The organism is Bacillus sp. 17RED48 (assembly GCF_019837545.1).
Taxonomy (GTDB): Bacteria; Bacillota; Bacilli; order Bacillales; family Bacillaceae_G; genus Bacillus_A; species Bacillus_A wiedmannii.
In genome coordinates this window covers 833680-846881 of record NZ_JADAXG010000002.1, presented here as the reverse complement: position 1 = coordinate 846881, position 13202 = coordinate 833680, and the positions used below count along the sequence as shown (strand labels likewise).

At 35.5% G+C, this 13202-nt stretch carries 15 protein-coding genes; 11 read left to right on the top strand and 4 right to left on the bottom strand.

Annotated elements, in window-relative coordinates; all coding sequences use genetic code 11:
• Nucleotides 1–107 precede the first annotated feature (107 nt).
• Entirely contained in the window at nt 108–2801 is a 2694-nt protein-coding gene (locus ILT06_RS11170; protein WP_149173354.1) for a YhgE/Pip domain-containing protein, read from the top strand.
• 47 nt (nt 2802–2848) lie between these two features.
• Here the strand turns inward: ILT06_RS11170 and ILT06_RS11165 are convergent, their stop codons facing one another.
• On the bottom strand, nt 2849–3562 hold the full coding sequence (locus tag ILT06_RS11165) for a hypothetical protein (RefSeq protein WP_098112042.1): 714 nt from the start codon (nt 3560–3562) through the stop codon (nt 2849–2851).
• A 182-nt stretch (nt 3563–3744) separates the two neighbouring features.
• On the opposite strand from ILT06_RS11165, the gene ILT06_RS11160 reads away from it, so the two are divergent.
• Nucleotides 3745–3957, top strand: a complete 213-nt coding sequence (locus tag ILT06_RS11160; protein WP_002096814.1) for a hypothetical protein — start codon at nt 3745–3747, stop codon at nt 3955–3957.
• A 38-nt stretch (nt 3958–3995) separates the two neighbouring features.
• Nucleotides 3996–4301, top strand: coding sequence for a DUF2087 domain-containing protein (locus ILT06_RS11155; RefSeq protein WP_064476873.1), 306 nt, complete (start codon nt 3996–3998; stop codon nt 4299–4301).
• Nucleotides 4302–4335: 34 nt separating this feature from the next.
• On the opposite strand, the gene ILT06_RS11150 is transcribed toward ILT06_RS11155, so the two are convergent.
• Nucleotides 4336–4689 carry a PH domain-containing protein gene (locus tag ILT06_RS11150; RefSeq protein WP_141669148.1) on the bottom strand — a complete coding sequence of 118 codons (354 nt, stop codon included), beginning with the start codon at nt 4687–4689 and terminating at the stop codon, nt 4336–4338.
• A 124-nt stretch (nt 4690–4813) separates the two neighbouring features.
• On the opposite strand from ILT06_RS11150, the gene ILT06_RS11145 reads away from it, so the two are divergent.
• Both ILT06_RS11145 and ILT06_RS11140 read left to right on the top strand, forming a co-directional pair.
• Complete coding sequence (locus tag ILT06_RS11145; RefSeq protein ID WP_222655099.1) at nt 4814–5323, top strand: GNAT family N-acetyltransferase; 510 nt, start codon at nt 4814–4816, stop codon at nt 5321–5323.
• Between the two features lie 237 nt (nt 5324–5560).
• Nucleotides 5561–6577, top strand: coding sequence for a LacI family DNA-binding transcriptional regulator (locus tag ILT06_RS11140; protein ID WP_064476870.1), 1017 nt, complete (start codon nt 5561–5563; stop codon nt 6575–6577).
• 39 nt (nt 6578–6616) lie between these two features.
• Here ILT06_RS11140 and yhfH read toward each other — a convergent pair whose 3' ends face one another.
• Nucleotides 6617–6745: a protein YhfH gene (yhfH, locus tag ILT06_RS11135; RefSeq protein WP_000567010.1), complete on the bottom strand. Its 129-nt coding sequence runs from the start codon at nt 6743–6745 to the stop codon at nt 6617–6619.
• 179 nt (nt 6746–6924) lie between these two features.
• Between yhfH and ILT06_RS11130 the strand changes: the two genes are divergently transcribed.
• The 6 genes from ILT06_RS11130 to ILT06_RS11105 all read left to right on the top strand — a co-directional run bounded on the left by ILT06_RS11130 (nt 6925) and on the right by ILT06_RS11105 (nt 12431).
• Nucleotides 6925–7659: an MBL fold metallo-hydrolase gene (locus ILT06_RS11130; RefSeq protein ID WP_222655098.1), complete on the top strand. Its 735-nt coding sequence runs from the start codon at nt 6925–6927 to the stop codon at nt 7657–7659.
• A gap of 9 nt (nt 7660–7668) precedes the next feature.
• Nucleotides 7669–8658, top strand: coding sequence for a lipoate--protein ligase (gene lplA, locus ILT06_RS11125; RefSeq protein ID WP_088047865.1), 990 nt, complete (start codon nt 7669–7671; stop codon nt 8656–8658).
• Between the two features lie 171 nt (nt 8659–8829).
• Complete coding sequence (locus ILT06_RS11120) at nt 8830–9273, top strand: hypothetical protein (RefSeq protein WP_088047864.1); 444 nt, start codon at nt 8830–8832, stop codon at nt 9271–9273.
• 146 nt (nt 9274–9419) lie between these two features.
• Nucleotides 9420–10952: a fatty acid--CoA ligase family protein gene (locus ILT06_RS11115; protein ID WP_064476868.1), complete on the top strand. Its 1533-nt coding sequence runs from the start codon at nt 9420–9422 to the stop codon at nt 10950–10952.
• 112 nt (nt 10953–11064) lie between these two features.
• Nucleotides 11065–11316 (top strand): hypothetical protein, encoded by a 252-nt coding sequence (locus ILT06_RS11110; RefSeq protein WP_064476867.1) that lies wholly within the window; start codon nt 11065–11067, stop codon nt 11314–11316.
• A gap of 89 nt (nt 11317–11405) precedes the next feature.
• A complete protein-coding gene (locus tag ILT06_RS11105; protein WP_149173352.1) occupies nt 11406–12431 on the top strand; it encodes an S-layer homology domain-containing protein in 1026 nt (341 codons plus the stop codon).
• 73 nt (nt 12432–12504) lie between these two features.
• Here ILT06_RS11105 and ILT06_RS11100 read toward each other — a convergent pair whose 3' ends face one another.
• On the bottom strand, nt 12505–13050 hold the full coding sequence (locus ILT06_RS11100; protein ID WP_088047861.1) for a TetR/AcrR family transcriptional regulator: 546 nt from the start codon (nt 13048–13050) through the stop codon (nt 12505–12507).
• Between the last annotated feature and the right edge of the window lie 152 nt (nt 13051–13202).

The window sequence follows — 13202 nt, the reverse complement described above, 5'->3', positions numbered from 1 at the left end:
TAGTATAAATTCGGGGATAAGGCATATGTATGAATAAGTATAGCCTTTTTATTCGGGAGAAAATGACCAAATGAACAATTCGGTCATTTAGAAAAGGGGGAGAAATGATGAAATGGAATCAGTTACTTCGTAAAGAGTTTACTGAAATTATAAAAAGTAAAAAAATATTAATTCCAATTATCGCGGTTTTATTCGTACCGATTTTATATGCAGGTATGTTTTTATGGGCCTTTTGGGATCCGTATAAACAGTTAGATGATTTACCAGTGGCGGTAGTCAATTTAGATAAAGGTGCAGTATTTGATGGTAAACCAATTGAGGTCGGAAAAGGCCTCGTTGATAACTTAAAAGATAATACAAGTTTTAAATGGGAATTTGTAAGTGAAAAAGAAGCGAAAAAAGGAATGGAAGGTAGAAAGTATTACATGTTAGTACGCATTCCAGATGACTTCTCAAGTAACGCTACAACGTTATTAAAAGATGATCCAAAACCATTAAACTTAGAATACATTCCAAACGAAAGCTTAAACTTTTTATCTTCACAAATTGGCGGAACAGCCATTGAAAAAATTAAAGGTGAAGTATCAAGTACGTTAACGAAAACATACGCAGAGAAAATGTTTGATTCCATTCAAGATGTCTCAAAAGGGTTAGCAGATGGGGCAGAAGGAGCAAATGAACTACACGACGGATCAAGTGAGCTGCATGATGGTTCAAGTAAAGTGACGGATGGCCTTCATACACTTCAAGGGAAGTCTGGAGAGATACAGACAGGTGTAGGGAAACTATTTGATGGATCTGGGAAAGTAACAGCAGGTTTAAATACGTTAAACAGCAAAACAGGTGAGATGCAAACAGGTATCGGAAAGTTAGTAGATGGCTCGGGCAAAGTAACAGATGGTTTACATGCACTAAATAGCAATGCAGGTATCGGGAAATTAGTAGACGGCTCGGGCAAAGTAACAGACGGTTTAAATACGTTAAATAGCAAAACGGGTGAATTGCGTGATGGATCTGAGAAAGTGACCGGTGGCTTGAACAAATTAGTAAGTAAATCCGGTGAATTAAAAGCAGGAACAACTGACCTATCAAATGGTATGGGAAAACTTGTTGAAGGGAAAAGTCAATTAGAGGAAGGTTCTCAAGCGATCCAAAAGGGTTTGCAAGATTTAAATAGTAACGTACAAAAGTCAGCTGCAGGCTTAGAGGAAATGCAGTTAAAAGTTCCTTCTATATTGAATACAGTAAATGAGAAAATAGATGGAGCTGGGGCGAATGTAAATCAGTTAAATGAACTTACGCAATCAACAGCAGGAGATGCAAAAAATGCAGCACAAGATGTAGCGAATTTACAAAAGCAAATTGAAAGCTTACCAAAAGAATATCAAGAGCAGTTACAACCATTCATAACAAGTGCTGTAAAAAGTACAGCGACAGTTCAGCAAAAAGCTGCCGGAGTAGCAGGTGGAACAAATAAATTAAATGAAGAAGTAAAACAAGTAAAAGGTGAAATACATCAAAAAACAAATGGATTGCAAAACAACTTACCAAATCCAGCAGGGATAAAAACTCTGGCAGGTGGTATTGAGAAACTAACGAGCGCACAAAATGAATTTGTTAGTAAGTTTCATGGATTTGGTGAGGGATTAGATAATGCAAAAATAGGTGCCGATAAATTAAAAGATGGATCAGTTCAATTAATTGATGGAGTAACGCAATTACAAAGTGGCTCTGGAAAAGTGACAGCAGGATTAGGGCAATTATCTGCAGGAGTAAATCAATTAGCAGATGGTTCTGGTCAAGTAACAGGCGGTTTAGGCACAGTATCTGTAGGAGTATCCAAATTAGCAGACGGCTCAAACCAAGTAACAGGCGGCTTAGGTACATTATCTGCAGGAGCGGGCCAAATGTCAGGCGGAATAACGCAATTAGCAAATGGCTCTGGCCAAGTAACAACAGGGTTAAGTGCATTGTCAACAGGCTCAACCCAGTTAATCGACGGCGTAAATAAACTAGCAGACGGATCCGGAAAAGTAACGGATGGCCTCGTAAAAGTAAATGATGGCTCAGGCGAACTTGCTGAGAAACTTGGCGAAGGAGCAGAGAAAACTGGTGAAGTAAAAGGGACGGATAAAACGTATGATATGTTTGCAAGTCCTGTAAAAGTGAAGACAGAGAAAATGGCGGAAGTTCCTAACTACGGAACTGGATTTACACCGTATTTCTTATCACTCGGTTTATTCGTTGGGGCATTATTATTATCTATCGTATATCCATTACGTGATACAGTCGGTGTTCCGAAATCAGGATTTAGCTGGTTTATTAGTAAGTTCGGCGTGTTACTATCAGTCGGTATTATTCAAGCGATAGTAGCAGATATTATATTACTATTCGGATTAGGTGTAGAAGTACAAAGTATTCCGTATTTCATACTCTTTAGCATCGTTACAAGTTTAGCGTTTATCGCATTAATTCAATGTTTAGTAACAGCATTCGGTGATGCAGGGCGTTTCATCGCCATCATCACATTGATTATTCAGCTTACAACAAGTGCTGGGACATTCCCACTAGAATTGATTCCGAAGTTTTTACAACCATTCAATGCTTGGTTGCCGATGACATACTCTGTATCAGGATTGAAAGCAGTCGTATCAAGTGGAGACTTTAACTTCATGTGGCAAAACGTAGGAATACTCATGATTTTCATCGTGGTATTATCACTTGGAACAATCGCATCCTTAACTTGGATGCACAAACGACAATTTAGAAATATTGCGGAAAACCAATCGGTTGAAGCGTAAATAAGACCAATAAAAAAGGCACTGAAAAGGTGCCTTTTTTATCGGTTTTATTTTATTGGATGAGAAATTTTATTTGTTTTTTTATTTTTACGGAACAAGTGTATAACAACACTTATGAGGAGAATAGTAGCTACAATCCAAACAAATGGACCATATCTTTCAGCAAAAGTATATAGTTTCATGTTCCTGGCAATATCCTCTTTTGTTTTTCCTATTAGAATTTCTGAGCCACTATAGCCTTCAAGTGTATCGCCTTTTTTTATACCAAAAATAAGAGTATCTGATTTGTTTTCTATTCCTGTATATCGGTAGCCCTTACCTTTAATTGTTAATTGAGTATCATCCTTTTTTAGTGAGTAATCTTCGGCAGAAATATCTTTTCCTAACAGTGTAATTGGCTCCATTGAAAAACGGGTTTCTTTTAATGTAGGAAGAGTTTCATTGTTTAATAAGAGTTGCTTTGCAATATGCTGCTCAGTATCAATGTTTATCCAATTTGCCTTTCGGCGTTTATACGTATTAATTTCAAGGAGTGCGAATTCTTTATTTTGAAGTTTTTCTTCTGTAATAGGTTGCGCAGTAGTTAACGTCCCTTTTAATAAAATTACACCGTCTTTTGCAGATTGAAATGAAGAGACTTCTTCCGTTTTTTTTAATGTATTGATAGCACTTCTATAATCTTCTTTTCCTAAAAAAACAGCTCCTGTATGTACAGTTAAAATCAGATATAGGATGCTTAATACTATAATAGCTTTTTTCACTATGTACCCTCCAAAGTATGTATAAGTTAATTATAACATAATTTACCATATGAAATTATTGATTTGAATAATAAGTTACAAGTATAAAGATGATGAATAAATTAAAAAAGTGTGGAGGAGAGGATTAAAAGTGAAAAGGAATTACAACAATTTACAGAGAAACATAGGGTAGAGGAGCTGATATGATGAGAGGAAATCTTACTTATTATTTCATCGTAAATCCGCTAATCATCTTTCTGGTTTACGCCCTTTCACCTATCTTGTTTCACAAAGAAAAATATATAAATATGAAAGATGCACTAGGAATACTTTTAGTTTACTATGTGCTAATTAGCGGGTATTACCTTATGGATGTTATAAGTGAAAGAATGAAGAAAAACGGTAAAGACAAATAAAAAGTTTTAGTACATAAAAACAGATGGAGGATAACAAAATGACCGAAAGTAAAATGAAATTCAGGGATACGACGATTCGTAACTTTTTCGATAAAGAGGACCGCCTAAAATCGATTCCAGGTCAAAAGAAGAAAAAACTAGTATTGTTAGAGCATTTAGTTAGCAAGTTAAATACTGAAAATCAATATACAGAAACAGAAATTAATACATTTATAAAACAATATCATGATGATTTTTGTACAATTAGACGCGAGTTTATTGTGCATGGGTTTATGGATCGAGAGGATAATATGTACCGTATAAACGGGAGAGAAGTGTGGACGAAGTGGGAGGAGTTAAAATAATGAATCAGCGGGGAAATCCCCACTGATTACGAGTTTAAGCTAGTTGTGCATTTTTTTTTAGTAAGTCTAAGAACTCTTCAATATTTAAACTTGTAATGTATCCCAACGTTATATATTCATCTTCATAGTAAAATATTATTTTTTTATCAAAGATTCTTTTCTTCGTTTCTATAGATACAATTTTTTTATACTCGAATTCGGCAATGAATGTATTTTTAGACTTTCCATAAAAGAGAAGCCTTCTATTAGTAGCCAGTAGCATGCCTGGATGCGGAACTTTATGCGTAATCATATAGCCAGTAAGTGAACAATTTAAAGTAGATATAATAACTTCGTCTTTATGTAATAGTTGTTTTGCAGCTGTTAAAATTGGATTCATTGTATACATTCCTTTTATTTTGATATATGAATATTGTATCAAGAGTAAAAAAATTCTCAATATGTAATATTGCATATTGAACGTTTTATAGTTGTAATATTATTTTTAAAAAGAAAAAGTACGAGGTGATTCAATGATACGGTTAGCAAAAGAGGTTGATGCAGAATCAATTATAGATATTAGAAAAGAAATTATATTATCGGAAACTACTACAAAGTTTTTCATAGTATCTCCAAAGAAATTACCAAATGATATGAATGCAGAAAGAGAAAAGATACGGAAAAGTAATGAAAAAGGTAATCTTTACATAGTTTATGAAGTAGATAAAAAAGTGGTTGGCTTTTTAATTTTCAATCGATATGAACTAGAACGCTTACGACATGCAGGTACAATGGGAATGAGGATTAGGGAGGCGTACTGTAATCAAGGCATTGGTACGAAACTAATTGAATTTCTTATTAGTTGGGCTAAAGAGCAGAAGGGTTTAGAGAAAATTTGTTTAGGCGTAGTTTCTGTTAATGATAGAGCGATTAAGGTGTACAAACGTATGGGATTTGTAGAAGAAGGAAGACAAAGAAAACAAATTAAATATGAAGATGGATCGTATGGAGATGACGTATTGATGGGTTTTTATATAGATTAAAATTTGATTTTATAAAGGACGTATTAATAAGCTGATGTATATACGTAATGTTATGTACATCTTTTTTTATGCCTACTGTAAACTTCTAAAAGTAGTATAAACTCTCCTCCCATTAACAGACTTTTCCCTATGTATAATATTAATATAGTAAAATCATAACAACCCATATTGCAGTTTCCAATAATATACTATATAATCAGTTTAAGAAAACGTTTTCATGCAAAGGGGGAGAATTTCGTGTCGACTATAGAGGACGTGGCGAAATTAGCGGGGTTATCAAGGACAACGGTTTCTAGGGTGATTAATAATCATCCATATGTTTCAGATGAGAAGAAAAAAAGGGTTCAATTAGCAATGAAGCATTTAGGTTTCGTTCCTAATTCTGCGGCGAGAAGGCTTCGTAAACAAAAGACGGAAACAATTGCGGTGCTAGTTCCAAGGATTACAAATCCTTTCTTCAGTCGATTTATTGAAGCAATCGAGATTGCTGCTTCTGAACATAAATATAAACTGATTATTTGTCAAACAAGATATTTACCGGAAAAAGAGATGGAGTATTTACAATTATTATCTACGAAACAAGTAGATGGGATTATTCTATGTTCACTAGAAAATCCTTGGGAAGATGTAGAGCCATACTTACAGCACGGTCCAATCGTGTTATGTAATGAATATATTGAGGAAGCAAATGTTCCAACAGTGAAGTTTGATCATGCGCAAGGAGCATACATAGCTGCTAAGCATGTGTTAGAACAAGGATATCGTAATCTTATTTTTTGTCGTGGTAACGAAACCAAAGTGGTTAGCCAGCAGCGAAAAATGGGCTTTTTACGTGCAATAACTGAGAAGAGCCGCCAAGTAGAAGCGATCGATTTTCTTGAAAACGCTTTCGCTTGGGATGATGGAAAGAGAATATTCCATGAAGTATTAAAGGACAAAAAAAATCCTACCGCGATTTTGGCAGGAGGCGACGAGGTTGCAGCTGGAATCATTTCAGAGGCAAAACGCCATGACTGGAGCATTCCAGATGATCTCGCTGTTATCGGTTTTGATAATCAAATATTATCACAGATTACTGAGCCAGGTATTACGACAATTGAACAGCCAATCGATGAGATGGCCCGAAAAGTTGTCGACCTGATGATGGATAAAATCCATACGAAAAATTATCGACAAAAAGAATTGTATGAGTTTGAATTGGAGCTCTTGGTGAAAGGTTCAACGATGAAGAAGGATACGATGTTATTAGCCTAGTAGACTATGTCTGCTAGGTTTTTTTATGTTCATAAATTACTATTCTTCGTGAACGCAGTCATCACATTTGTTATGGTATGCTTCGTGCTGCTCATCAATTTCTTTCCCACAGTGCGCACAAGTTTTCGTCGGTAAATTTCTGAAAAACTCCATTGGTTGATCGATCATGTCAATCCCTCCATTTCCATTTCTTACTATCATTGTATTAGTACAAAAAACAAAAGTCAACAACTGTTTTATAACAAAATGAAAATTAATGAAAAAGTTTAGGAAATGGATTATAGTTAACAATGTAGAATGTAAGTGAAACATGCATTCCTACTCGGTTTTAGAAAGGATGGATACATATGAAAATGACTGTTGTCGGCTTTTGGGGCGGCTTTCCAGAAGCGGGAGAAGCAACGTCGGGGTATTTGTTTGAACACGATGGTTTTCGTTTACTTGTCGACTGTGGTAGTGGTGTACTAGCACAGCTTCAAAAATATATAACACCATCTGATATAGATGCAGTTGTACTGTCACACTATCATCATGATCATGTTGCAGACATTGGGGTATTGCAATATGCGAGATTAATTACAAGTGCGACAAAGGGACAACTATCGGAATTACCAATATACGGTCATACGTTTGACGAGAATGGCTTCCATTCTTTAACACATGAACCGCATACGAAAGGAATCGCGTACAATCCAGAAGAAACACTTCAAGTTGGACCGTTCTCGATTTCATTTTTAAAAACTGTTCATCCTGTTACCTGTTATGCGATGCGTATTACAGCTGGTAGTGACGCTGTCGTATATAGCGCGGATTCCAGTTATATTCCTGAATTTATTCCATTCACAAAAGATGTTGATCTTTTCATTTGTGAGTGTAATATGTATGCACATCAAGAGGCGGCGAAAGCAGGGCATATGAATAGTACAGAAGTAGCAAGTATTGCGAAAGATGCGAATGTAAAAGAACTTTTATTAACGCACTTACCGCATACAGGAAACCCATCTGATTTAGTAACAGAAGCAAAACAAATTTTCAGTGGCCATATTACGCTAGCGCATAGTGGTTACATCTGGAACTCATGAGGTGATACGATGTTATTTATTGATAATAAAGGGATTACAGATCCTAGAATAAACTTAGCGATTGAAGAATATTGTGTGAAGAATTTAGATATTAACGAAACATATTTACTGTTCTATATTAATGAACCTTCTATTATCATTGGTAAAAACCAAAACACAGTAGAAGAAATTAATGCAGATTACGTAAAAGAACAAGGTATCCATGTCGTTCGTCGTCTATCAGGCGGAGGCGCAGTATATCACGATTTAGGAAACTTAAACTTTAGCTTTATTACGAAAGATGATGGAGACAGTTTTAGCAACTTCAAAAAATTCACAGAGCCTGTAACGAAAGCGCTTGGTAAATTAGGCGTAAATGCAGAACTAAGTGGTCGTAACGACATTTTAGCTGAAGGTAGAAAAATTTCAGGTAACGCGCAGTTTTCAACGAAAGGTCGTATGTTCAGTCACGGTACGTTACTATTTGACTCTGAAATCGATCACGTCGTATCAGCGTTAAAAGTAAAAATGGATAAGATCCAATCAAAAGGAATTAAATCAATCCGTAGCCGCGTTGCGAACATTACAGAATTTTTAAACGAAAAAATGACGACAGAAGAGTTTAGACAACTTCTTCTAGAAACAATTTTCGAAGGGGAAACAGAAATTCCAACGTATGAATTAACAGAAAATGATTGGAAAGAGATCCACAAACTTTCTGAAGAACGTTACCAAAATTGGGACTGGAACTACGGAAAATCTCCGAAGTTCAACTTACAACATTCACACCGCTTCCCCGTTGGACAAGTTGACGTTCGTCTTGAAGTGAAAAAAGGAACAGTAACAGAATGTAAAATTTACGGTGATTTCTTCGGATCATTAGATGTGCATGACATTGAAGAGCGTCTAACAGGCGTACAATTTGATAAAGATGCATTCACTACAGCTTTAGAAGACGTAGATATTAAACGCTACTTCGGTAATATTACAACAGAAGATTTCTTACATTTATTCTTTTAAAAATGAGGGAGGCTACCGTAACTGGTAGCCTCTTTTTTTTCGCAGATTGTCACGTTTTGTCGGTAAGTCGATAAATTCAAAAAATCGCCGATATAATTTCATATACCGTAAAATCACAGGACATTTGCCCCTTGTAAAGGAATATATATATTCAAAAGGAGGCGGTTCGAAATGAAAAGGGTAATGTACGTCGTATTATTGCTCGGCTTCGTCATCGGAATGACAGCCTGTAACGATGAAACGTCCTCAAGTCGTACACTTTTATCGATTGGAAAGCTAGGGAAGGATAATGTCATATATTTTACGCATACGGATAACAAACGAAAGATAGATGATATACAAACTATGTTTCAAAATAAGAAATGGAAAAGAAATGAAACGTTTAGCGCTGTGAATAAAACACCGGATCTTGTCTTGTCGATAGATGAGGCCAATACCGGGTTACCGACATTATATGTTACATTGTTTTTTCATGAAAATGGAGCGGATGCAATCAACTTGTATGGGGAGCAGACGAGCTTGAATAAGGAGGAACTAGAAAAACTTAGCGAAAAGATGAGTGCATATTATCCTGAAATGATTTTAGCCTTCGTTTCATCATTTGCTAATAAATAAAATTCCCTTATCCTTCCAAAGAGAGTCAACAGGAGGTGATCGTTGTATATGCAATTAATGGAATATCACTTGCTACTTTAATTTTCTTTTAATATAATTAATTTAGAATTTTTAAATATTCTAAATTTTATAAAGGTGGGGTTTTTGTGAATCTCGTTCAATCTTTGGCTGAAACGGCGAAAAAGAAGGGGGATAAACCGGCTTATATATTTATGGATCAGTCGGTCTCGTATGACCAATTAAACAAAATGGTCACAAGGTTTTCTAGCAATTTAGCAGCAATGGGCATTGGAAAAGGGGACAATGTCGCATTAGTTGTTGGAAATTCACCACATTTTTTGGTCGGTTTATACGGAACAATGAAAGCTGGAGCAACTGTCATTCCAGTTAATCCAATTTATACAGCAGACGAAATGCATTATATTTTACAAAATGGAGATGTAAAAACAATCATCGTACTCGACGTCCTTCTACCTGTTATACAATCTCTTACAACAAGACTTCCTTCACTTGAAAACATCATCATATGCGAAACCTCATCAGATTTTAACCATACAGAAACCGAAAAAATGAAAACGTTTACGAGAATGATAGGGGCTGGAGATTTAACTTACGAAGGCCCAGATCTAGATGAAGAAGATGTAGCGGTTATTCTATACACTTCAGGCACAACTGGAAAACCGAAAGGCGCTATGTTAACACATAAAAATTTATATAGTAATGCGAGCGATGTGGCGTCGTATTTACAATATACGGCTGATGATCGCGTCGTTGCGGCACTGCCGATGTTCCATGTATTTTGCTTAACAGTAGCAGTAAATGCGCCAATTGTGAACGGAGCAACTATTTTAATGTTACCGAAATTTAGTCCGAAAGAAGTATTCCGTATTTGTCGCACGTACGAGCCAACGATTTTTGCTGGTGTACCGACAATGTACAATTATTTATATTTATTTGAAGAAGCAAGCGCAGAAGATGTGAAGACGCTTCGCCTTTGTATTTCAGGTGGTGCATCAATGCCTGTTGCTCTTCTGCAAAACTTTGAAAAACGATTTGATGTAATTGTTTCAGAAGGATACGGTTTATCAGAAGCATCACCAGTTACTTGTTTTAACCCGCTAGATCGTCCGCGTAAACCTGGATCAATCGGTACAAATATTTGGCATGTAGAAAATAAAATTGTGAATGAACTTGGGGAAGAAGTACCTGTTGGCGCAGTCGGTGAATTAATCGTTCGCGGACCTAACGTTATGAAAGGATATTATAACGCGCCGGAAGATACAGCTGCGACATTGAAAGACGACTGGCTGTATACAGGTGACTTAGCGAAAATGGATGAAGAAGGTTACTTCTATATCGTTGATCGTAAAAAAGATATCGTCTTAGTTGGCGGTTATAACGTATACCCTCGTGAAGTAGAGGAAGTATTATATACACACGAATCTGTAGCAGAAGTTGTCGTAATTGGCGTTCCTGATGAAAACTTAGGAGAAGCAGTGCGAGCTTACGTCGTTCTAAAACAAGCTAACGTAACAGAAGAGGAACTTATGCATTATTGCAAGTTACATTTAGCGAAATATAAAGTGCCAATGAGTATCGAATTTTTAACAGAGTTACCAAAGAATACGACAGGTAAATTGTTAAGAAGAGCTTTGAGAGAAAAAGCGATACAAGTATAAAAATAGGGGCAACCATCTTTATGAAGATGGTTGCCTTTGTATTTTTTAGAATTGGTTAAGCTATAACCCCATATATTTAAACCGTAATATGACTAATAAGGAGGAGATATACGTGGAGCAAAAGGAATTACGTTTACGGAGAGTTCAATACCTTATTTGTGACATTATGGATGAAATGAATTCTGAAAATGAGAAGAAAAACTTAGAAATTTTGCAGCAAGTAATCGATCATCTTTCAGGTGCAATAGGTGATTTAGTCGATCCATCAAGCTCGTATTCTATTGATTATTTGGAAAGAAAAGTTCACACGGCGCATTATTTACTTTTTAATAACGAGCGGAAGGCGTACTTATGTAGGAAATAGTATTATTAATTTTATTTGACATTGATAATCATTATCAATATGATAGTTATGTTGGGTATATTCATATAAAAGGAGATGTCGTATTGATAATGATTAAGAAAAAATATGTTAATGCGTTCGTTATAGCAGCAACTTTAGCAGTTCCATTCAGTGGTATTATGGCACCGATTGCGAAAGCAGAAGCGGCAGTAGAAATGAAAGTAAATAGCAAACTAGCAGATGGCACATATGACGTTATTTTAAAGACTTATAAAGATCAAACGAATGATACATCAGTTGCGTCTACATATTTGAAAAATGCAAAAGTAACCATTCAAGGTGATAAAAAAATCGTTACGCTAACAGTTCAAGATAGTAGCTATTTTCAGTATCTTAGAGTAGAAGATCCAAATAAAGTAGGGACATTCCATGATGTAAAAGTAATCTCCGAAGATAAAACGAATAACGGTACGAAAGTTGTTCAATTTGAAATTGGGGAGTTCTCGAAAAAATATAATATGCAAATGCATATATTAATTCCAGCAATTAAATATGATCATAAATATCAACTGCAGTTTGAAATTGATGCGAGTACAATTAAAAAGGAATCTAAATTCCCAGATGTACCAGCTTGGGCACAAGAGTCAGTTCAATATTTAGTAGATAAAGGAGCAGTGAACGGTAAGCCAGATGGTACATTTGCTCCGGCTGAAAATATCGATCGTAGTTCAGCTGCAAAAATATTAGCAACTGTTTTAGGGTTAGAAATTAAGAAAGATGCGAAGCCATCATTCCGTGATGCACAAAATCACTGGGCTACACCGTACATCGCAGCTGTTGAAAAAGCAGGTATTGTAAAAGGTGATGAGAAGGGTAACTTTAATCCGAGCGGGTTAATTAACCGTGCATCAATGGCTTCTATGCTAGTAAATGCATATAAATTAGAAAGAAATGAAAATATGAAACTACCAAAAGAATTTGCTGACTTAAACAATCATTGGGGTGCGAAGTATGCCAATATTTTAATCCAAGAAAATATTTCAATTGGAACAGATAATGGCTGGGCTCCAGATAAAGCAGTAAGCCGCGCAGAAGCAGCACAATTTATTGCGAAGACGGATAAGTTGAAGAAATAAATTGAAACGTATACTAGATTTAGCATAAATAAAAAAGGAAAATTTGCAGTTCAAATTTTCCTTTTTTGCATTGTTATATATTCCTCTTCATTAACTCCCCAACCTGCGTCGCAACATACTCAATATCATTATCAATTTCATCCAATACGTAAGATTCCAAAATGCCCATGACAGCTGTTCCTAAAAATTTTAAAACGATGTGTGTATCAATGTTTTTATTTACTGACGTATTCGTGTTTAGTTTTTTCGCTAGTTCCCCCATGATGAACGTTAGGAACTTTTTCTGAAACGATAATGTGCTGTTGCTTCTAAATAACGATGCGAAAAATGGTTTGTGTTCTTTGAAGTATTCAAACCATATGACAGTTCCTTCTATATAGCCTTTTGTTTGTTTTATATCGCATATTTCTCTTAATTGATTTAAATGGTCGTCCACAATTTTGTCTAATAAATTGTATTTATCTAGGTAGTGTAGGTAGAAAGTTTTTCTGCCGATGTTTGCTTTTTCTGTAATGTTTTTTACTGTAATTTCATCAAAGCCATCTTCAATTAACATTTCGATAAATGCGGATTGAATGGCGTTTTGTGATTTTATAATTCTTCTATCGATTTTCTCCATATAATGTTCCTCCGTTATTGATACACATATTTCGTTATGTGTGTATTATCACCCAAATGCGCAAATGTGGTCATTGAAACAAGTGGTTGCTCGCTTTATTATAAATATACACGTGAGTATTAACTCTCACAAGTGTAAATTTAAAATACAGT